Annotated in this window: 18 protein-coding genes and 1 riboswitch; of the genes, 11 read left to right on the top strand and 7 right to left on the bottom strand. The window is 41.6% G+C overall.

What is annotated here, in order from left to right; translation table 11 throughout:
* Positions 1-51: 51 nt before the first annotated feature.
* Genes SporoP8_RS08275 through SporoP8_RS08265 form a run of 3 tightly spaced genes read left to right on the top strand, consistent with a single transcriptional unit; the run spans position 52 to position 3,142 of the window.
* On the top strand, positions 52-1,179 hold the full coding sequence (locus tag SporoP8_RS08275) for a sensor histidine kinase (protein WP_085132058.1): 1,128 nt from the start codon (positions 52-54) through the stop codon (positions 1,177-1,179).
* Positions 1,180-1,182: 3 nt separating this feature from the next.
* Positions 1,183-1,794 carry a response regulator transcription factor gene (locus SporoP8_RS08270; protein ID WP_085132057.1) on the top strand — a complete coding sequence of 204 codons (612 nt, stop codon included), beginning with the start codon at positions 1,183-1,185 and terminating at the stop codon, positions 1,792-1,794.
* 43 nt (positions 1,795-1,837) lie between these two features.
* Positions 1,838-3,142, top strand: coding sequence for a D-serine ammonia-lyase (locus SporoP8_RS08265; protein ID WP_085132056.1), 1,305 nt, complete (start codon positions 1,838-1,840; stop codon positions 3,140-3,142).
* Positions 3,143-3,307: 165 nt separating this feature from the next.
* Here SporoP8_RS08265 and thiW read toward each other — a convergent pair whose 3' ends face one another.
* The 4 genes from thiW to thiM are packed head-to-tail and all read right to left on the bottom strand — an operon-like array spanning position 3,308 to position 6,072.
* On the bottom strand, positions 3,308-3,796 hold the full coding sequence (thiW, locus tag SporoP8_RS08260; RefSeq protein ID WP_085132055.1) for an energy coupling factor transporter S component ThiW: 489 nt from the start codon (positions 3,794-3,796) through the stop codon (positions 3,308-3,310).
* Positions 3,797-3,807: 11 nt separating this feature from the next.
* Positions 3,808-4,467, bottom strand: a complete 660-nt coding sequence (gene thiE, locus SporoP8_RS08255) for a thiamine phosphate synthase (protein ID WP_085132054.1) — start codon at positions 4,465-4,467, stop codon at positions 3,808-3,810.
* Positions 4,467-5,282 (bottom strand): bifunctional hydroxymethylpyrimidine kinase/phosphomethylpyrimidine kinase, encoded by an 816-nt coding sequence (gene thiD, locus SporoP8_RS08250; RefSeq protein ID WP_085132053.1) that lies wholly within the window; start codon positions 5,280-5,282, stop codon positions 4,467-4,469. Before thiD ends, thiE begins: the two co-directional genes overlap by 1 nt.
* A gap of 19 nt (positions 5,283-5,301) precedes the next feature.
* A complete protein-coding gene (gene thiM / locus SporoP8_RS08245; protein ID WP_085132052.1) occupies positions 5,302-6,072 on the bottom strand; it encodes a hydroxyethylthiazole kinase in 771 nt (256 codons plus the stop codon).
* 62 nt (positions 6,073-6,134) lie between these two features.
* A riboswitch (TPP riboswitch) is annotated at positions 6,135-6,237 on the bottom strand.
* 192 nt (positions 6,238-6,429) lie between these two features.
* Here thiM and SporoP8_RS08240 point away from each other — a divergent pair.
* From SporoP8_RS08240 to SporoP8_RS08215, 6 genes are all read left to right on the top strand, one after another.
* Entirely contained in the window at positions 6,430-7,626 is a 1,197-nt protein-coding gene (locus SporoP8_RS08240; RefSeq protein WP_085132051.1) for a DUF3238 domain-containing protein, read from the top strand.
* Between the two features lie 111 nt (positions 7,627-7,737).
* Positions 7,738-8,832, top strand: a complete 1,095-nt coding sequence (locus SporoP8_RS08235) for a GerAB/ArcD/ProY family transporter (RefSeq protein WP_085132050.1) — start codon at positions 7,738-7,740, stop codon at positions 8,830-8,832.
* 27 nt (positions 8,833-8,859) lie between these two features.
* Positions 8,860-10,314: a spore germination protein gene (locus SporoP8_RS08230; RefSeq protein WP_085132049.1), complete on the top strand. Its 1,455-nt coding sequence runs from the start codon at positions 8,860-8,862 to the stop codon at positions 10,312-10,314.
* Positions 10,311-11,465, top strand: a complete 1,155-nt coding sequence (locus SporoP8_RS08225; protein WP_085132048.1) for a Ger(x)C family spore germination protein — start codon at positions 10,311-10,313, stop codon at positions 11,463-11,465. The genes SporoP8_RS08230 and SporoP8_RS08225 overlap by 4 nt, the downstream gene beginning before the upstream one ends.
* Positions 11,466-11,926: 461 nt before the next feature.
* Positions 11,927-13,468: an aldehyde dehydrogenase gene (adh, locus tag SporoP8_RS08220; RefSeq protein WP_085132047.1), complete on the top strand. Its 1,542-nt coding sequence runs from the start codon at positions 11,927-11,929 to the stop codon at positions 13,466-13,468.
* A gap of 42 nt (positions 13,469-13,510) precedes the next feature.
* Complete coding sequence (locus tag SporoP8_RS08215; RefSeq protein ID WP_085133592.1) at positions 13,511-13,867, top strand: DUF779 domain-containing protein; 357 nt, start codon at positions 13,511-13,513, stop codon at positions 13,865-13,867.
* A gap of 112 nt (positions 13,868-13,979) precedes the next feature.
* On the opposite strand, the gene SporoP8_RS08210 is transcribed toward SporoP8_RS08215, so the two are convergent.
* The gene (locus SporoP8_RS08210; protein WP_085132046.1) at positions 13,980-14,381 is read right to left on the bottom strand and encodes a thiol-disulfide oxidoreductase DCC family protein; all 402 of its coding nucleotides are present in this window, start codon (positions 14,379-14,381) and stop codon (positions 13,980-13,982) included.
* 177 nt (positions 14,382-14,558) lie between these two features.
* Between SporoP8_RS08210 and SporoP8_RS16525 the strand changes: the two genes are divergently transcribed.
* Entirely contained in the window at positions 14,559-14,729 is a 171-nt protein-coding gene (locus tag SporoP8_RS16525; RefSeq protein ID WP_157111238.1) for a hypothetical protein, read from the top strand.
* A gap of 167 nt (positions 14,730-14,896) precedes the next feature.
* Complete coding sequence (locus tag SporoP8_RS08205; protein WP_085132045.1) at positions 14,897-15,229, top strand: hypothetical protein; 333 nt, start codon at positions 14,897-14,899, stop codon at positions 15,227-15,229.
* Between the two features lie 107 nt (positions 15,230-15,336).
* On the opposite strand, the gene metH is transcribed toward SporoP8_RS08205, so the two are convergent.
* Entirely contained in the window at positions 15,337-18,774 is a 3,438-nt protein-coding gene (gene metH / locus SporoP8_RS08200; RefSeq protein WP_085132044.1) for a methionine synthase, read from the bottom strand.
* Positions 18,755-20,614 carry a bifunctional homocysteine S-methyltransferase/methylenetetrahydrofolate reductase gene (locus SporoP8_RS08195; RefSeq protein ID WP_085132043.1) on the bottom strand — a complete coding sequence of 620 codons (1,860 nt, stop codon included), beginning with the start codon at positions 20,612-20,614 and terminating at the stop codon, positions 18,755-18,757. Before SporoP8_RS08195 ends, metH begins: the two co-directional genes overlap by 20 nt.
* Between the last annotated feature and the right edge of the window lie 76 nt (positions 20,615-20,690).

Genomic DNA, 20,690 nt, shown 5'->3' with positions numbered 1-20,690 from the left:
GTAGAGAAATTATTTGTTACAATGAAACGAAAAGGATGGCGATGAGAACTGATGTATAGCTGGTATAGTGTTTTCCCGAAAAGCCCATGGCTAAGTATTTATGCTTGGGTTGTATTTTGTATATTGCCTTTCTTTTTTATTTTACGAAGTGCATCTCCCTTTAATTTAACAATAGGTATTATATTACTAGTGTTATTTTTTCTATCATATTATTTTTCCGCCAAGTCAAAAAATGGTCTTATGTATATGTGGATCAGCTTTGAAATTGTCATTACGGTCGTAATGACATTGTTATTTGGCTATGTGTACCTGTCATTATTCATTGCTTTCTCAATTGGAAATATTAGACGACCAGTCGGCTTTTTTATTATTTATGGATTACATATTGCTATTTTAATAGGGGCAATCGTTGCAGGGTTCTTTCTGGAAATTGAATTATTTTTGCCACAAATACACTTTGTTATTATCACGGTTATCGGTGTAGTATTATTGCCATTCAATTTATACAACCGTCAAAAACGAGATTTACTCCAAGATCAGTTGGAGATTGCAAGGGAACGGATATCAGAACTGATGATCATTCAAGAGCGTGAGCGTATTGCTCGTGATCTTCATGATACGCTTGGACAAAAATTATCCATGATTGGTTTAAAGAGTGACTTGGCATCACGATTGATGGATCGAGATATCGAGTCAGCAAAAGCAGAGATTCAAGATATACGTCAAATTTCTAGTACAGCATTGAAAGAAGTACGAGTTCTTGTTAGTGGTATGCGGCGTGTGAAACTTAAAGATGAGCTAGTGCGCGTCCAACAAATGCTGAAGGCCGCTGAAATCGAAGTCGATATAGAAGGTAATCCAAATTTCCCCGACGTTTCACCTATTGTAGAAAACGTACTTGTAATGTGTTTGAAAGAAGCAATCAATAACGTAGTAAGACACAGCTATGCAAAGCGATGTTGTATTATATTTGAACAGACAGAAAAGGCATTCGTAATTAGAATAAACGACAATGGAATTAGTATTGCGCAAAACGGCGTGAATTTACCGGGGAATGGACTCGATGGCATGAAGGAACGATTAGAGTTCGTCAACGGTAAACTGTCGATCAAAAGTGACAATGGAACTCAACTGAAAATCATGGTACCTGCTGTCTTAAAGCAAATAAAGGAGGGGTAACGTATGATCCGCATTGTAATTGCAGAAGACCAAGGAATGCTGCTCGGTGCATTAGGGTCGTTGTTGAACCTGGAAGAAGATATGGAAGTAGTAGGTAAGGCTAAAAATGGTCAGGAAGCTGTAGACTTGGTGAAAAGTCTACAGCCTGATATTTGTATAATGGATATTGAAATGCCGATTAAAACTGGCTTGGATGCAGCAGAAGAACTACAAGATATGGACTGTCAAATTATTATTCTGACGACATTTGCTAGAGCAGGTTATTTTGAACGAGCGCGGAACGCAGGAGTTCGTGGATATTTACTGAAAGACAATCCGATCGAAGAACTGGTGAAATCGATTCATTCTATTATTGAAGGACGCCGCATTTATGCACCAGAATTAATCGACATGGCATTTGATATGAAAGAAGAAGAGAAGAATCCGCTGACTGAGCGGGAAGTCCAAGTACTTAAGTTAGTGTCCGAAGGGAAGACAACGAAACAGATTGCGGCTGAACTGTTTTTATCACCCGGTACTGTTCGTAATTATGTCTCCACAATACTGGATAAACTCGGAGTGCGTAATCGTATTGAGGCGATTACGTTATTCAATGAAAAAGGCTGGTTCGAGTGAAATTTGTGTGGACATACATTTATAACCGAGGAGTGATTGGTAAGTGAATAAGAAGACGCAAAGTGAATGGCTTGAAAAGCTCCCCTTATTACAAAGCGTAGTAGAGCAGAAGGAAGTGTTATGGTGTAACCCTTCTGTCGAATGGGTAGCGGCGGGCCTGTTGAAGACGCATTTATCAAAAGTCGATATAGTAGATGCTAGCGATCGCCTAGAACGATTTGCTCCCTATTTGGCGAAAGCCTTTCCCGATACGGATAAAGGTGTCATTGAATCTCCGTTAACCCCAATTCCAAAGATGAAGAGAGAACTTGAAACAGCGTACGCTATCCAGATCCCGGGAAAGCTTTTATTAAAGCAGGATAATGCGTTGCCAATTTCAGGGTCAATCAAAGCGCGTGGTGGTATTTATGAAGTTTTGAAGCATGCAGAGACGCTTGCGATCAATAGTCAGTTGCTCGATTCTACAAAAGACTACAGCCAATTTGATACACCGGTATTCCGTGAGTTGTTTGCGAAGCACAAAATCGCAGTAGGCTCGACAGGGAATCTGGGATTGAGTATTGGTATTATGAGTGCAAAACTTGGCTTCCATGTAACGGTGCATATGTCAGCCGACGCCAAACAGTGGAAAAAGGATTTATTGCGCTCAAAAGGTGTTCATGTGGTTGAGTATATCGATGATTACAGTAAAGCGGTAGAAGAAGGCCGACGTCAGGCAGAGGCTGACCCGTCTTGTCACTTTGTGGACGATGAAAACTCGACCGATTTATTCATGGGGTATGCAGTAGCAGGAGAACGTGTTGCAGCACAATTGAAAGAGCAAAATATTATTGTCGATGAAGCACACCCGCTATTCGTCTATTTACCTTGCGGTGTAGGCGGAGGACCAGGTGGCGTGGCATTCGGATTAAAATTGGCATTAGGCGATCATGTGCATTGCCTTTTTGCTGAACCAACACACTCGCCGTGTATGATGATTGGAATGATGACAGGAATGCACGACCAAGTCTCAGTTGCAGATTTTGGCCTGGACAATAAAACTGCAGCTGATGGTTTAGCAGTCGGTACAGCGTCCGCATTTGTCGGAAAAACGATGGAACCATTCCTCACAGGATGCTATACGGTAGAAGATCAGACATTGTTCACGCTCCTGAAAAAGCTGGCGGATAGTGAAGACATCTGGTTAGAACCTTCAGCACTTGCTGGTATGACAGGGCCTGTACAAGTTATACAGTCTAAATTACCGTCAGCAGACTTCAAAAACACAACGCACCTTGTATGGGGAACGGGCGGAAATATGGTGCCTGCAGACGAAATGAAGAGATATTATAATCATACGGGGAAATAACACACTCTATTTCCCGGGAAATCGACAAAAGATCCGCAGAGATTATTCTCTGCGGATCTTTTTTTTAGACTATTTGATTTTGTAGAGGGGAGATGTTGATCAACGTGCTGGAACGCAAATTGGATCTCATCACTGATCTCCACCATTTTGACTTACATCTTGGTGTTACTGCAAATCTTTAAAAATCTTCAATTTCAACAGTCTTGGAGCCAATAATAGGCCGATAATTGTACCACTCACTGTCGATACAAGAAAAGGGGGTAGAAAGAAGAAGGCAGTGACGGTAGTGCCCATCAAAATTTTGGCATAAGGCACCGCAAACAATGGTGCTATCAAACCGGTTCCAATAATTTCTCCAATACCCGCACTCCAATTTCTTTTGAAACGCTGATAGAGTACGCCAGCTAAAAGTGCACCGATCATTCCGCCTGGAAACGCGAGCAGTGAACCTGTCCCTGTTAATAAACGTACGAGTCCTGTCATAAACGCTACCATCACGGCAGCTCCAGGCCCCATTATAATCGCCACTACGACATTCACAGCATGCTGTATGGGATATGCTCTGGCGATACCAGCAGGGAATGAAACGAATGCAGAGCCGGCAACTGCGATGGCTACAAACATTGTCATGAAAATCATTCTACGTGTATTCATACGAACCCCATTCATTCCAACAAGGAGTGTATTGTTTTTGCTAAATCACTTGCTGCATACTGTGGATCTTTAGCCGATGCGATCGCAGAAACAACGGCTACACCATCTGCTCCGGCTTGGATAATAGAGCTGGTTGTAGCCAGCGTAATTCCGCCTATAGCGACTATCGGCATATCAGGGAAAGTAGTATGAATTTCTTCTACTAAAGTGGTACCGACAACTGCCGAAGCATCAAGTTTGGTTGACGTCGGATAGATCGGACCCAGTCCTACATAATCCGCACCAATGGATTGTGCAATTTGTACTTCTTGTGCATTGTGAGTCGAAACCCCAAGCCATTTATCCGGACCAATTCGCTGACGCACGCTGTCTGCCCGTTCATCATCTTGTCCTACATGAACCCCGTCCGCATTAATTGCCAATGCAAGATCCACATCGTCATTGATGATGAAAGGAACGCGATACAATCTGCATAGCGCCTGACACTTTCTGGCAAACCCGAGCAAAGCTTCGCCTTCGAGGGCATGTAATCCTTTTTCACGCAACTGAAAACATGTGACACCCCCGCGAAGAGCTGCTTCCACTATTGCTAATGGATCTTGATTCCCTGAGTTTGGTGTGCCCATTACAAAATATAAACCTAATGCTTTCTTCAATCCTATATTTGACATCAGTGTATCTCCTTTTTTAGATCACCATATGCCCAATGATTTGTCGGTCCATGGCCTGAACCGATCTTCAAGCCATTTTCAATCGCGGCTTGTATGAATTGCTTCGCTTCGGCAACTGCATCCGTCAAGGAATAGCCTTTAGCTAGAAAACTTGTCAACGCCGCTGCAAATGTGCATCCGGTTCCATGTGTGTCTTTAGTTTGGATCCAAGGTGTAGTTACAGTGAATGACTGACCTTCTTCGTCCGCGTAATAATCCTTTGCGTCCAACACATCATTACGGTGGCCGCCTTTCATAACGACGGCTTTCGCTCCCATTTGGATAAAAGCAGCTGCGGCTTGCTGAATGTCTTCATCTGTTCGTATTTTCATTCCGGTCAGTACTTCCGCTTCAGGAATATTCGGAGTCACAATGGTAGCCAGTGGCAACAAATGCTCTTTTAATGCTTGAATCGCCTGTTGTTGCAATAAAGTTTGTCCTCCCTTTGCAATCATGACAGGGTCAATGACTAATGGAAACGAAGGGTATTCTTTTAATAGCGTAGCTACTTCAGTAATAATTTCTGCAGAAAACAGCATCCCGGTTTTACATGCTTTTACATCAAAATCATCAAGTACTGCACGCATTTGTGCTATTACTCCTTCTGTTTGTATTGGATAAACACCGTGAACACCGTGTGTGTTCTGAGCAGTCACCGCGGTTATAGCAGAAGTGCCAAATACACCTAGTTCCTGGAACGTTTTTAAGTCGGCTTGAATTCCTGCGCCACCTCCGCTATCCGAACCGGCAATGGTCAATGCTACTTGTACTGTCAATTGAAAAACCTCCTGTCTATTAGGTTGAAAATGTTTTCGATTCGCTATCCAATGTATGTAATGTATTTATGAAGTTCACAGCAAAGTCGCCAGGACCACGTGAAATTTTAGCTGTCTGTTCACCAGCCCGTTTATAAAATGAAAGTGCATCTGCTACAGCTTCCAAGGGATATTCCATTCCTATAGAAAGAAAAGCACCCGTGACAGAACTAAGTAAACACCCCGTACCTGTAATGGTAGTCATCATGGGGTGACCGCCTGTAATGGATAATGTGGAATCACCATCCGTGACAATATCCACTTCGCCTGATACTGCAACCAGACAGTTATACTTGCGAGCAGTCATTGTCGCTATACCTTTGATGTCGGCAGAACCTTCACCTGCGTCAACACCCTTGGCGGCCCATGGAACATCTGCAATTGCAGCAAGTTCCCCTGCATTACAACGGATCAGTGTGACGTCTACTTCGTTCAGTACTTTCAGGACGCTAGCTTTACGAAAAGCTGTGGCGCCTGCACCCACAGGGTCTAGTACGACGGGTTTTCCTACTGCGCGGGCACTGTTTCCTGCCAAAATCATTGCATCTACTGTTTGTTGCTTCAATGTGCCAATATTTAAAATGCTGCAAGAGGCAATTCTAGCGATATCTTCTGCTTCTTCTACTGCATCCGCCATAACGGGAGAAGCGCCTATTGCAAGTAAACCATTTGCTTGGAAATTCGCGACTACAAAATTTGTAATGCAATGAACGAGCGGTTGCCTTTGACGAAGTTCTTGAATAAGCTGCATGTTTCTTTTCCTCCCTTTAAAGGTATATATACAAAAAACCCATGCATAGATGGGCAATTGGGTATGAAAACTACCCACTTCCCTCCGCTAGTATGTGCTAGATCAGGTTCAAAGGGTTTGCGTAATCGCATCTCAGCCGAAAAGAAGGCGCCCCTAGTGGTGGCTATGTATCAGACAGGCTAATTATATCATATACATGAAAAAGGTTGAAATAATACTGGGATTAGAAGGTCTAAGTATTTGGAAATGAGCGATTCCGCATAGACAAAGAGGTATAACGATATGCTGAATGTTACATAATTATCTGAAGGCGTATAACTGTTTCAGATGAAATAGATAAAAGGGAGCAGATCGCAAATGGAGAAATTATTTGAAATTCAACAGATGGTTCATTCATTGGATGATATATCATTCACATGGAGTGACACAGGTGGTTATTATCGTGTTTATAAAAATGACAGGCAAGTATATGAAGGAACGGCTCCGAAGTTTACGGATGGTGAATTAGACCCGTCACATCCTTTTCAATATACAGTGGAACGAGTGGAGGAAGGACGGGTTCAAGATGTGATTGTTATCCAGACGTCCGCCCTAACAGAAGTACAGGAAGATGAACATCCTTTACAACGCTTAGTCATTACAACGATTGTCGCCCCATCACAAATTGCACTGTCATGGGAGTGGATTAAGGACGTAGAGAAGTTTGATATTTACCGCAACGGACAATACATCGAGACAATTACTGATAATCGTTTTATTGATCGTGAGACAAGTCTTTCTGAGTCGGTAGTATATAGTGTCGCGGCAACGCGTCCATTGATTGACAGCAATCAGAAAATGAATGTCAGTAAATCGATCGCATCAAAAGTGTATGAAGTGATTATGCCTCGAAATCTTGAGAATAAACCGACAGAAGAAATCTACACTTTTTCTGTACGGGTAAAGCAGCGGAATCAATTACTAAAACCGGTAGCTGACAGGAAAAAGACAAAAGAAGTGGAACAGTGGAAGTTCCGTTATACGACATTTTTAAAGGAAGATATTATAAAGAATCCGAATCTCTTTTCACCGATACCATACTTTACAGGAGATGATCGGGACTTTAATCCAGAAGGGAAAAGCTTCCGTACCCGTGTGGATATAGAAGGAGAGTTTATCGGGGGAGACAGTACATTGCAATTTACGAAAGCCACGGGACCGTCAATCGGCTTGAATACGATGAAACGGTATAAGCGTCATGACCATGCGTCTGTAGATGGTATAGACATTGATCGGTTGGAAGGGAAATCGACAGAAGTTCATTTTACAATCAATCATGACGTAGGCAATCCATTAACCACTTCACCGCCAATTCATTATGAAGTGAAAGCTCATGTGGATCAGGAAGGGAACATTGACCTGGTTGGCTATCATAATGATGCACCTCATCATGAAATTTATTTAGCGCTTGACGGAGAGGACTGGCGTTCCGTCCATCGTACTGAAAGTGAAGGATTAGCGTATTTGTCAGGTGTGCTGGGAGATAATTATTGGCGTTATACCACATGTAATTAATGCAGTTGAGAAAATAGTATCATCCTTCCCCTCTATTCTATCGTCTAGTAAGTATAATTTTATCTATTATTGTCAAAGCTAAATGATATAAAAACGTTAGAGGGTTTTCGTATGAAAAAAACCGGTTCTATAAGTGTCTTGCATGTTATTTTCCTGTCGATGACAATAATTGGTTTGAAAAATCATGTGACTATTATCCCGTCATTGGTGAAAGGGGCGGGAAGGGATGGATGGATATCTATTCTAGTGGCAACTATTGCAATCTTTCCTTGGCTTTTTCTCGTACTTTACATCCATAAAAAATCAAATCAACAACCGTTAACAAAGTGGTTGGAGACGAACATCGGGAAAGTCGCTACAGCCATATTCCGGTACGTAACGGCTTTCTTTTTAATTATTATGGCCGCATTTACAATGGGTGAGACATTATTTTGGATGGTGTCAACTTTTCTGCCAGAAACGCCTATGCTGCCGTTGGTAATCGTTTACACCATTTTATGTATCCTACTTGTCACCACAAACTTACAAACGATTGCGATGGTTAATGTACTTATTTTATTTTGGATCGTTATTTTAGGTTTTTTTATTGCATTTACGAATATGCAAGTGAAAAATTATGAGTTGCTTCAACCTTTTTTGGAACATGGATTTCAACCTGTACTCACTACCGCGATGTTTGCAGCATCCGGATTTGTCGAGATTTTGTTGTTCTTGTTCATACAACAACAAGTCAAAGATCGGATGCGGTGGTATCATTTCGCTATTATGCTTTTCATTTTGATGGGTTTGACCATGGGTCCTACCATTGGAGCCATAACGGAGTTTGGTCCAACCGAAGCGACAAAACAAAGATTTCCCGCCTATGAAGAATGGGGACTGGGATCGGTTGGGCGGTTTATCGAGCATTTTGATTTTGCTTCAATTTATCAATGGTTGTCAGGTGCATTCATAAGAGTGGGGCTTCTTTTATTCATAGCAGCGGACTTGTTAAATATGACAGGAGACAAACAGCGTATTTGGAAAATACTTGCCCCCGCTTTTTTCTTTATGACGTTGTCGTTGTCTCTTTTGGATGATCGTCTTTTTCATACCATTAAAGGAGATTATGTATTGATCATCACTTTATTCTTCATGCTCTTTCTATCTTTCTTTTTAGTCGTTATTGCTTTGATTTCAAGAAAACCATCTAGAAAAGTCAGAACATAAAATCTATACAGAAAATGGTGAAGAACCATGAAGTCGGATGAAAAGGAAATAGATATAAATTCCATGAAACAATTGTTTCTAAAGTCCGCGGATGTTCAGTTTCAATCGTACACGTTCAATGAACGTCCAGTAGTATTCATTACATGTAATGCCATGATCGATCAGCAATTACTGAATGAAGTCATTGTTCAACGTGTTCAGCTTATGATGAATCATTTGAAGGATGTAACGACAGAAGAAGCCATTGTAGCACAATTACACATTCCGGATTTAAAAAGAGTGGAAGACATTAATGAAGCGGGTACACTCGTATACACCGGAAATTTGCTTCTATATTTTGAGGAGTTTGGTCTTCTCTTTTCAAGTAATATTGCAAAAAAACCAAACCGAAATCCCGAAGAGACAAAATTAGAAGCACCGGTTAAAGGGCCTAGGGATAATTTTATTGAAGACGTTTCGGTCAATATCGCGCTAATCCGGAAGCGTTTACCAACGAGTTCATTGAGTGTGGAAAAATTTGAATTGGGGAAGCGAACTAAAACGACAGTAGCTCTTCTATATTTTGACGATATCGCTAGTAAAGAGACGTTAAATAGTATAAAAAACCAGATAAAAAAAGTTGATATGGATATCGTATTCAGCCCGGACTTACTGATGGAGAGTATGGATATTAAGGGCGTACTCTTCCCAAGAACTAACTATACAGGTCGACCCGATAATGCGATTCAATCCCTAGCAAGAGGTAGATTTCTCATTTTTGTTGATGGGGCGGCCTATGCTGTAATTTTGCCCATAAACCTGTTTTTACTTGTTAAAACAAGTGATGATAATGAGAATATAGCTATTTATAGTTCGTTGGAACGAATATTGCGTATTTTTGGTTTGTCGATAGGTATAACTTTACCGGCACTTTGGCTCGCATTAACAACATTTCATCAAGATCAATTGCCCCTTCTATTATTAGCGACAGTCGTGAAAGCTAATACGGGACTGCCGTTGCCTACAACACTTGAAATGCTACTCATGCTACTCATGTTTGAATTATTTCGTGAGGCAGGCTTACGTCTTCCAATTGCACTTGGAGGAACGATTGGCGTTGTGGGTGGGTTAATTATTGGAGATGCCGCCATTCGGGCAGGAATTACAAGTCCCGCTATGATTGTCGTTATAGCGGCTTCAACGATTTCGACATTTACGTTGGTTAACCAATCGTTGGTGGGATCCGTGAGTATACTACGTATATTTTTCATTATCTTAACGTCCTTTTTTGGACTGTTTGGATTCCTTATGGCGCTCTATTTTACCGTTCTATACTTAGCTAGTATTCGAACATTCGGGGTGCCTTACATGAATATTGCGACGGATTTAAGCTGGGAGACCATACAGAAGTCGCTTTTGCGTTTATATCCCAAACAATATAAAAAGCGTCCGAATATGCTAAGTCCCAAGGATAAAACACGGAACAAAGAAGGTGGAAAATGACTGCACGTATACTTGCGCTAGTTTTGGCAATCCTTTCAGCAGTTCTTTCTGGCTGTGTGGATTCTAATGAGCCGGAAAGAATGCTTTATATCAATGGGGTCGGTGTGGATTTTAAGGATGGAAAATACGAAGTGTATGTGCAACTTGTCAGTTTTGCTAATACAGCAAATAGCGAGCAACCCATTGATATCGGAGCCGTGCAAGCGGAAGTTGGACATGCCACAGGCAATACAATGGATGAAGCGCTTTTTGAATTATATCATTCAGTAGATCAAAAATTGTTTTGGGGTCATCTTTCTTATATTGTTGCATCAGAAGACGTGATGGTTAAAGGGAAATTAAGTCCGGTTATTGATAGTTTTATTCGCTATAAGGAAACAAGATATCAAATTTGGCTGTACACCACGAAAGATCCCGTGCAAGATGTTCTTTTATTAAGACCCGTTCTTAATAAATCAATCACATTGTCTAAGCTTGGTGATCCCAAGAACTCCTATGAACAAGAATCTTTCATACAGCCACTAAATATTCGACAGTTACTAATCGGACTGGATGAGCCTGGCCATGAGGCGATGATTCCATTAATTTCAGTGGAGGAAAATTGGAAGTCTATGCAGGAGCCTATTAAAGCACCGGTTTTGTCAGGGGTGGGTGTAATTACCCCTACCAGCTTCAAGGGATTTATCTCAGGTGACAAAGCCCGAGGAATACAATGGATGTCAAATAATACGAAAAGGGGCCAAGTTACCTTTAAATTGGACGGAGGAAATTATTTTACGATGATCATTGATAAGGTGAAGGTGAAAATCAAGCCGATTACTGGAAAGGGAGAAGTGAAGTTTGATATTAATGTCGATTTATCGGCAACTGTCAGTGAAATGGGAAAAGATATTACGACAGATCGAATTCGGAAAGAGATAGAAAAAGTGGTGGAAAGTGAAATTAAGGAAACGTATGAGGATGCTTTAACAATAGACGTTGATATTTATCATCTTTCAGAGAAACTATATAGAAAAAACGTTAAAGAGTGGAAGAAGCATCATAAGGAAGGTAAATTGGAGTTGACCGAGGATTCTATTCGAAACTTGAAGGTGCGTGTTACAAAGCTTTCCTCAGATAGAAAATCATATAAAGAGACGATTGAACGATAAAGAATGACAACACAACTAATGGAATAAGCGATTTCTATTTGTCTGACCTGCACTATGTGAGTGGATAGGGATTGAGCTTTATAAATCAATCTTGGCATCTATACTCTTTTCTTGGGAATAAAAGACCCTGGTTTTACCGCTTATATAGGGGAAAACAGGGTTTTTTCTTTCGAAAGTATAGAATGAAAATATTCTACATTGAATTTTTTTATCGCACAGTTGGATTATGAATAGTAAATAAGTTAGTTCCAGCCAGTGTAATTGGCGAAACTTCTGCCGTATATTTAAAGTGAAAAGTATTTAGTTGAAAGAAATGGAATCTTCCGCTATTATAAAAGATACTACATGTAAGCGCATTCAATTCGCATAAAGTTCTATAGAGATTCGTATAGTAGCTCTGTGTGCAAAAATGATTGCACTAGACTAATAGAAAAATGAGAGAACAGGGAGTGTGACGCAGTATGGTACAAGCTTCAGAAAATCTAGTTTATGCAAATCCGAATACAGAAGGTTCAAAAGTTCAGTTCAAGGAACGCTATGATAATTTTATTGGTGGTAAGTGGACGGCACCAGTAAAAGGCCAGTATTTCGATAATCCAACACCAGTTACAGGTAAGGTATTTACCCAGGTGGCGAGATCTACGGAAGAAGACATTGAACTGGCTCTGGATGCTGCTCATGCGGCGAAAGATGCATGGGGAAAAACATCAGTTACTGAACGTTCGAATATATTACTGAAGATAGCAGATCGTATTGAAGAGAATTTGGAAATGCTGGCTGTAGCTGAAACATGGGATAACGGAAAAGCTGTCCGTGAAACGTTGAATGCCGATCTTCCACTTGCAGTAGATCATTTCAGATACTTTGCTTCTGCAATTCGTGCACAAGAAGGCGGAGTCAGTCAAATTGATAACGACACAGTAGCCTACCATTTCCATGAGCCATTAGGAGTCGTGGGTCAGATTATTCCTTGGAACTTCCCGATTCTAATGGCAGTATGGAAACTTGCCCCGGCATTGGCGGCAGGAAACTGTATCGTGTTAAAACCAGCTGAGCAAACACCAGCGTCTATTTTGGTATTGGTAGAATTAATCGAAGATTTACTACCAGCAGGTGTTTTAAACGTCGTCAACGGTTTTGGACTGGAAGCCGGAAAACCCCTAGCGTCCAATCCTAGAATTAATAAAATCGCTTTTACTGGCGAGACGACAACAGGTCGTCTGATCATGCAGTACGCTTCTCAAAACTTGATTCCGGTCACATTAGAACTGGGCGGGAAATCCCCGAACATTTTCTTTGAAGATGTAATGGCGAAAGATGATGCGTTCCTTGACAAAGCAGTCGAAGGTTTTGTTATGTTCGCCTTGAATCAAGGGGAGGTCTGTACATGTCCGTCCCGAGCGCTAATTCAGGAATCCATTTACGACAAGTTTATGGAACGTGCACTTGAGCGTGTTAAAGCGATCAAGACGGGTAATCCATTGGATCCAACAGTCATGATGGGTGCTCAGGCATCTACTGAACAACTGGAAAAAATTCTTTCCTACTTGGATATCGGAAAACAAGAAGGCGCAGAATGTCTGACGGGTGGAGAGCAGAACAAACTCGAAGGGGATCTTGCAGAGGGGTATTATGTGAAGCCGACTGTATTTAAAGGGCATAATAAAATGAGGATCTTCCAAGAAGAGATTTTCGGTCCCGTAGTAGCGGTTACAACATTCAAAGATAAAGAAGAAGCGTTAGAAATTGCGAACGACACATTATATGGACTAGGTTCAGGTGTATGGACGCGTGATATGAATACGGCGTACCGCTTCGGTCGCGGAATTCAGGCAGGACGCGTATGGACGAACTGTTATCATGCGTATCCGGCACACTCTGCATTTGGTGGCTATAAAGCTTCAGGGATCGGACGTGAAAATCACTTGCAAATGCTGGCACATTATCAGCAGACGAAGAACATGCTCGTTAGTTACGACGAAAGTAAACTAGGATTCTTTTAATCGAATCTATCTGGAGGATTCAAAGTGAATGGAGGAAATCCTATGCCAGATCGAGTAATCGCAACAGAAAAAGCGTTGGTTCTTATAAAATTGTTAAAAGATAAGCACGGTCCTTTGATGTTCCATCAGTCTGGCGGTTGCTGTGATGGATCTTCTCCGATGTGTTACGAAGACGGAGATTTGATTGTAGGTAATCAGGATATCTTGCTTGGTCATATTGGTGGTATGCCATTCTATATGATGAAAAGCCAGTTTGAGTATTGGAAACATACGCAACTGATTATTGATGTAGTCGACGGACGTGGGGGAATGTTTTCGCTCGAAGGAGTGGAAGGGAAACGTTTCTTAACTAGATCTCGTGCTTTTACCGACGAGGAATATAAGGAATTTACTTCATAAAAAAGCCTTCCATGCAATAGGAAGGCTAGGACTGGAAGCAACTCTCAAAAAATGGGAGTTTGTTTTCAGTTTTTTTATTTACTGCATCAGGGCTTTATAATGATTAAACACTTCATGCCATAAAACGTTGACGGTCCTCAGGTGAAGGCAACATGCAGGATAATTCCTTTTTACCGAACCATTTATATCGGTTTGTTGCAACATAGTCGTAGACGATATCGCGGATTGCTGGTGGGATGACTACGAATAGAAATGCCAAGTGCCATAAACCATCCAGTTTTTTTGCGATACGCAAGGCTGCGCCTGACTTTGTATAAGCTTTCCCATTTTCGATCAATACTAAGCTATCAACGTTGTCAGGAATTTGATAGTCCTTACGAAGTTTTCTACCTACATCATCTTGTAACGAAGCGAATGAAAAGTGTTTGTATGGATCACGTTTAATAATAAACTGAACGCTTGCATCACAGAAGTTACATTCGCCATCAAATAGTATAATTCTATTTCGTTTCATATATATTCTCTCCTTTAAAAATAGGTGATATCGTACTATACCCACATAGTTTTAACTTCACTCATGCTCATTAAACTGAATAGAGTGAATTACTTTGTGGTTAGTATATAAGAGAAGATGATTAGGATCGATTTGTCTTGTGCATCATATCATATAAAAAAGAAGGAGTGGAAAGGTATGAAACGCCAATACATTCATCCAGCTGAGCTGGCGTTGCGTCGCGACTCTGACTTTTTACACTCTGAGAATATGGTAGGTGAAGGTGCTCCGGTCCATAGCGCATTAAACGGGTGTAAATTTATTGTGAAGAAACCAGAATCAATAGAAAATAGTCTAGGTTATGAGTAGCCTTCTATACGGAGAAGCTGTGAGTTATAAATAGCTTATTAACAAAATAGCAATGACTTTTATCTCTAATGATAAAGGTCATTGCTATTTATTTTTCACTATACTATGGCGGTAGCCCGTAACAAATGTGTTAGCTCGCATGTAATAAGGTATAAGGAGGTGGAGAAATGAATCAAGGACATTGTGGAATGTCAGGCGGACATGGTCAGCAGGGATGGGGACACCATCAGCATCATCAAGGTATGCATGGTCAGCAAGGTTTTCAACCCGTTTTTTGCCCACCGCAATATCGCTTTAACGATTGCTTCACTAAACAGGAAATGCCATTTATTCATCCGATCGTGAATGTGAATCGACACCACGTAGTCGGTGTGCCACAGCACTACTATACAGAAACTACTGAAAATGTTATGGGCTCTACTATCATGCCAGGAAGAGGGCCGGGATATGGAGGTATGTGGGGTGGCGAAGGTTGTCACCGCCGCAGAAGATGCCGCTAATCATTTTTTAATACGAAGAATCCGCCAACTCTAGTATTTCAGAGATGGCGGATTCTTTTATTTCCTCCAACGCCTGTCGAGTCTAGACGGCGCTTTTAGCATTAGGGTTATGCGTTAAAGTATCGTGCGTCGGGGTGTGCGAAGACGATGGCTGATACGGATGCTTCTGGTTCCATCATGAATTCTTCGGTTAGCACGACGCCGTGATCTTCCGGTTTGATGAGGCCGAAGAGTTTAGCTTGATCTTCTAGATTTGGACAAGCAGGGTAGCCGAATGAGAATCGCTGACCTTGGTATTTAGCTGCGAAACGTTCGAGCATGGTAAAGTCTGTTGGGTCAGGGAATCCCCATTGATCACGAATTTCTTGGTGAATCCGTTCAGCGAAACCTTCCGCTAATTCCAATGCAGTTGCTTGGAATGCGTGGCTTTCAAGGAATTTTCCTTCTTCCTTCAGTTTGTTTGCATAATCACGGACCCCTTTACCAGCGGTCACTTGCATGAATGCAACGTAGTCCATTTCGCCACTTTGCACTGTTTTCAAGTAATCAGCCAAACATAGGAATGGGTCTTTTTCTTGACGCGGGAACGTAAATCGTTCAATTTCAGTTTTTGAATCTTTCGGATCATAAATGATTACGTCATCGCCGTCTGCTTGGGCTGGGAAGAATTGATAAATACCGGAAGCTCTCATCTTGTCGGACTTCAAGAATCCAGTCACCATGTCATGAAGTTGTACTGCGCGTTCTTCTTTTCTTTCAAGCATTTTATCGACATTTCCTCGTAGGCCTAAGTGGTGACCAATAAGTGTACGCATATTTACGTAAGGATGTAGGTGGGCAACCGAGTAATCTTTCACGACCCGTCTGCGTAAATCAGTTGGGGTGAATACAGGAACATCGGTGCGTACCGTTTTCACAGGACGTGGCTTCACTGCAACCGCTGAAGTATCTCGACTTGCTTTAATCGCATCATTGGTTTCACGTTTCTCTATACTATCTGCTAATTCCTCGAGTAGCGTGCCTTTGTCATTACTTTGGAGACGGTTTGCTAAATCAAGGCCTTGCATCGCGTCTTTTGCAAAAATAACAGGGCCGTCATACTCGGGTGCAATCTTTGTTTCAGTAAAGCGTCTTGTTAATGCAGCTCCACCTACCATTACCGGTGTGTCAATTCCTGCTGCCTTAAAGTCCTGTGCCGTCAACACCATCTGTTGTGCAGACTTTACAAGAAGTCCTGATAGTCCTACGATGTCTGGTTTTTCTTTACGAATCACTTCAATTAATGCAGCTGGAGTAACTTTAATCCCGATGTCTATTACTTTAAATCCGTTATTACTTAAGATGATTTCCACGAGGTTTTTTCCGATATCATGTACGTCACCTTTTACAGTTGCAAGAATAATCTTGCCTTTCCCACTATCGTCTTCTTTCTTATCCATAAATTGTTCAAGATAGGAAACAGAAGCTTTCATGACTTCAGCACTTTGAAGAACTTCAGCTACGATCAGTTGGTTATCATTGAATAGTCGTCCAACTTCAGCCATTCCTTTCATTAAAGGACCATTGATGATATCGAGTGGTTCATCATATGTCTTTAAAGCTGTTTCCAAGTCAGGAATTAAACCTTCTTTTGTACCTTCCACTACATAGTATGCAAGACGATCAGGCACGGTTTTTGGAATGTCATCTTCTGACTTTTCTTTTTTCTTCCCACGATAGAAATCCGTAAACTCTGCTAATGTTTCATCAGTTGTTGTAAACAGCAAGTCGTTTGCCAGCTTGATTTCTGCTTCTGGAATCGATGCAAAGCGTTCAAGTTTCTCTGTATTTACAATCGCATAATCTAGACCTGCTTGTGTACAGTGATACAAATACACGGCATTCAACACTTCACGACCAACAGGAGGTAACCCGAAAGATACGTTGCTGACACCGAGAGTCGTTAAGGTGCGCGGTAGTTTTTCTTTGATTAATCGAATTCCTTCAATCGTCTCCACCGCTGATCCGATGTATTGCGCGTCGCCTGTACCAACAGGGAAGACAAGTGGATCAAAAATGATATCTTCTGGTGGGATCTCCCATTTATTGACGAGTAAATCATAAGAACGCAAGGCGACTTCTAGTTTACGTTCTCTCGTAACTGCCATCCCGATTTCATCAATCGTTCCTACAACGACAGCTGCTCCATATTTTTTTACTAAAGGAAGTACAGCATCAAAGCGTTCTTCACCATCTTCTAAGTTAATAGAGTTAATGATTGCTTTACCTTGCGAAAATTTCAGCGCCTCCGCAATAACGTTTTCGTCCGTAGAGTCGATGACAAGAGGAACTTTGACTTTTTTCACGACTTCTTTCATGAAACGAGTCATATCGTACAATTCATCACGGTCAGGGTTCGCAAGACAAATATCTAATACGTGAGCACCACGTTTTACTTGTGCTCGTGCGATTTCAGCAGCTTCTTCAAACTTTTCCTCTACAATTAGTTGTTTGAATTTACGTGAACCGATAACGTTTGTACGTTCACCAATTAATAATGGACGCAATGTATCGTCGTAAAGCAAAGGTTCAATCCCTGAAATAGCATGACCATGAGGGTTTTCGGGCATCTTGCGTGGAGCCTTATCTTTAACTACCTCACGTATTGCGCGAATATGATCAGGCGTTGTACCGCAGCAGCCGCCCACCATGTTCAACCAACCTTTTTCAGCGAAGCCTTCCAGTTTTTTCGATAGTGATTCAGGAGATTCATGATAATGTCCTTCCTCATCTGGCAATCCCGCATTTGGATAGCAGGTTACGTAGCTTGTCGCTAAGTCCGATAATGAACGCAAATGGTCCGTCATGAATTCTGGACCTGTCGCACAGTTTAAACCCACCGAAAGTGGATGGACGTGTTCAATGGAAATATAGAATGCTTCAATACTTTGTCCAGCAAGTGTTGTACCCATCGGTTCGATCGTACCTGAAATCATGATAGGAATTTCGCGTCCAAGCTCTTCAAATGCCTTTTTAATACCAATTGTTCCAGCTTTCACATTCAGCATATCCTGACTCGTTTCCATCAGTATCAAATCACTGCCTGCTTCTATAAGCGCTTTAGCCTGTACATAAAAATCATTGGATAGTTCATCGAACGTAATACCGCCCGTGACCGAAAGCGTTTTTGTCGTAGGTCCGATCGCACCTGCGACAAAACGTGGCCATTCTGGAGTAGAAAACTTCGCCGCACTTTTTTTCGCTATCTCTACAGACTTTGCATTAATTTCATCTGCACGATGACCAAGTGAAAATTCATTTAGTACTAGGGGAGTGCCGCCAAATGTATTCGTACAAATGATATCAGCACCGGCTTCTAAATATTCATCGTGAATTTTCTCCAAGACGTCGGGGCGCAACACACTCATGTATTCATTACATCCATCATATTCTTCTCCGCCGAAGTCTTCCGTCGAGAAATCTTCCGCTTGCAGCATCGTCCCCATCGCACCATCAATGATCAGGATTCGTTTATCTAGTTGTTCTTCAATAGGATGTCTCTGCATGTGTTAATTCCCTCTCCTTCTGCTGGTCTATTTTCTTAATATACTCATACAACTCTAATGTCATATCGTAGCGCAGGAATGGTGTGATGAGATACAGCCCATTAAAATATTGTGCCGCTGTATCTATCAATTCTTTTGCGATTTCAAGACCTGTTTCAGTTGATCTTTCGCGATCCTCTCCGCATTCACGCATTCTTTCCAACACATCTTCTGAAAGCTTGATGCCCGGTACCTCGTGATGCAGGAACTCTGCATTTCGTATATTCGTCAATGGCATGATACCGATGAAGATCGGTGTATCCAAGTGTTTTGTTGCTTCATATACATCGATAATCTTTTCTTTCGTATAAACTGGCTGAGTGATGAAATAGTCCGCACCCGCTTCAATTTTCTTCTCAAGCCGTTGTACAGCACGATCGATTACACGTACGTTCGGATTGAAAGCTGCTGAAATGGAGAAGCTGGCTTTCTTGCGCAACGGCTTACCAGAGAATGAAATCCCTTCATTCAATTTCTTAATCAATTGCAATAACTCCATGCTGGATACATCGTAGACACTTGTAGCACCGGGGAAGTCCCCAACTTTTGTCGGATCGCCTGTTACAGCTAGGATATCGTGAATACCTAATGCATCAAGCCCCATCAAATGTGATTGTAAGCCGATAAGATTGTGATCCCGACACGTTAAATGTACAAGCGGGCGGATATTATGTTGCATCTTAACGATCGAGCCCATCGCCATGTTGCTGATGCGAGGGGAAGCAAGTGAATTATCTGCCATTGTTATAGCGTCAACTCCAGCGTCATATAACATATTTGCACCTTTGATATAATCGTCCGTTTCCAAGTGGCGTGGTGTATCTAGTTCTACAATTACTGTACGCTCTGTTTTCGCTTTTTCATGAAGAGGTTGATGTTTTGCAGGACCCGCTTCATGAATCACGATAGGTTTTGCCGGTTGTACAACCTTTTCTGTGATAGGTGTCAGTCGCGCTAACTGTGTTTTCGCAGCTTTAATATGCTTAGGTGTTGTCCCGCAACATCCACCAATCAGCCGAACGCCTTGATCACGAAGTAATACGGCAGCGCGTCCAAAGTATTCTGCTTCTGATTCATAGACAATACGGCCATCCTCAACATCTAATAGACTGGCGTTTGGATATGCGGATAAAAATGCTTTTTCCGGTAATGTCACATTATCGAATGCTTGAATCGTGTGGTAAGGACCTAATCGACAATTGACTCCTACGATATCTGCTCCAAGAGACTCGAGCTGATGAAGTGCGGCGTTTAATGAAAGTCCGTTCTGCAATACGCCGGGATCATGCATAGAAACTTGTGCAATCAATGGGACATCCGTGATTTTCTTTAATGTTGTAACTACGGATGATAACTCTTCAAAGTCATAATACGTCTCTAATAGAAGACCATCAGGATCACCTGCCAATAATGCATTGGCTTGTTCTAGTACGACTTTTTCTATTTCATCCAATGTAGCATCGCTTTTACGTATCCCCCGCAAGCCGCCTATTGTTCCAAGTACAAATTGCCCGCCAGGTGCCGCTGCACGTTTTGCAATTTTCATAGCTGCCTTATTGAATTCTGTAACATGACTTTCTAGACCGTAGCGAGCTAATTTGTTTGCGTTCGCACTATAAGTGTTTGTCTGGATAATATCTGCACCGGCTGTGATGTAATCTTGGTGAATTTGCTCTATAATTTCAGGCTTTTCTATGTTTAGTTCTTCATAACAGTAATCAATTCCGTAAGAATATAAAATCGTCCCCATTGCACCATCTGCCGTTAGGACATTTGTTTGTAGTTTCTCGAGCAATGACATAATTCCATCTCCCTTTGCTTTTTTTAATCAAAAAAAGCCTTCAAGTATATTAGAAGGCTTTGTAATCTCAATGACT

It is taken from the genome of Sporosarcina ureae (genome assembly GCF_002101375.1).
GTDB classification, from domain to species: Bacteria; Bacillota; Bacilli; order Bacillales_A; family Planococcaceae; genus Sporosarcina; species Sporosarcina ureae_B.
Note: the sequence above shows the minus strand (reverse complement) of the source record. Positions and strands in the feature narration are given on the sequence as shown.

What these genes read in the sequence shown, in the direction of transcription:
- SporoP8_RS08275 (WP_085132058.1), top strand. Translation starts at nt 52, where the DNA reads ATGTATAGCTGGTATAGTGTTTTCCCGAAAAGCCCATGGCTAAGTATT.
- SporoP8_RS08270 (WP_085132057.1), top strand. Translation starts at nt 1,183, where the DNA reads ATGATCCGCATTGTAATTGCAGAAGACCAAGGAATGCTGCTCGGTGCA.
- thiW (WP_085132055.1), bottom strand. Translation starts at nt 3,796, where the DNA reads ATGAATACACGTAGAATGATTTTCATGACAATGTTTGTAGCCATCGCA.
- thiE (WP_085132054.1), bottom strand. Translation starts at nt 4,467, where the DNA reads ATGTCAAATATAGGATTGAAGAAAGCATTAGGTTTATATTTTGTAATG.
- thiM (WP_085132052.1), bottom strand. Translation starts at nt 6,072, where the DNA reads ATGCAGCTTATTCAAGAACTTCGTCAAAGGCAACCGCTCGTTCATTGC.
- SporoP8_RS08240 (WP_085132051.1), top strand. Translation starts at nt 6,430, where the DNA reads ATGGAGAAATTATTTGAAATTCAACAGATGGTTCATTCATTGGATGAT.
- SporoP8_RS08235 (WP_085132050.1), top strand. Translation starts at nt 7,738, where the DNA reads ATGAAAAAAACCGGTTCTATAAGTGTCTTGCATGTTATTTTCCTGTCG.
- SporoP8_RS08230 (WP_085132049.1), top strand. Translation starts at nt 8,860, where the DNA reads ATGAAGTCGGATGAAAAGGAAATAGATATAAATTCCATGAAACAATTG.
- SporoP8_RS08225 (WP_085132048.1), top strand. Translation starts at nt 10,311, where the DNA reads ATGACTGCACGTATACTTGCGCTAGTTTTGGCAATCCTTTCAGCAGTT.
- adh (WP_085132047.1), top strand. Translation starts at nt 11,927, where the DNA reads ATGGTACAAGCTTCAGAAAATCTAGTTTATGCAAATCCGAATACAGAA.
- SporoP8_RS08215 (WP_085133592.1), top strand. Translation starts at nt 13,511, where the DNA reads ATGCCAGATCGAGTAATCGCAACAGAAAAAGCGTTGGTTCTTATAAAA.
- SporoP8_RS08210 (WP_085132046.1), bottom strand. Translation starts at nt 14,381, where the DNA reads ATGAAACGAAATAGAATTATACTATTTGATGGCGAATGTAACTTCTGT.
- SporoP8_RS16525 (WP_157111238.1), top strand. Translation starts at nt 14,559, where the DNA reads ATGAAACGCCAATACATTCATCCAGCTGAGCTGGCGTTGCGTCGCGAC.
- SporoP8_RS08205 (WP_085132045.1), top strand. Translation starts at nt 14,897, where the DNA reads ATGAATCAAGGACATTGTGGAATGTCAGGCGGACATGGTCAGCAGGGA.
- metH (WP_085132044.1), bottom strand. Translation starts at nt 18,774, where the DNA reads ATGCAGAGACATCCTATTGAAGAACAACTAGATAAACGAATCCTGATC.
- SporoP8_RS08195 (WP_085132043.1), bottom strand. Translation starts at nt 20,614, where the DNA reads ATGTCATTGCTCGAGAAACTACAAACAAATGTCCTAACGGCAGATGGT.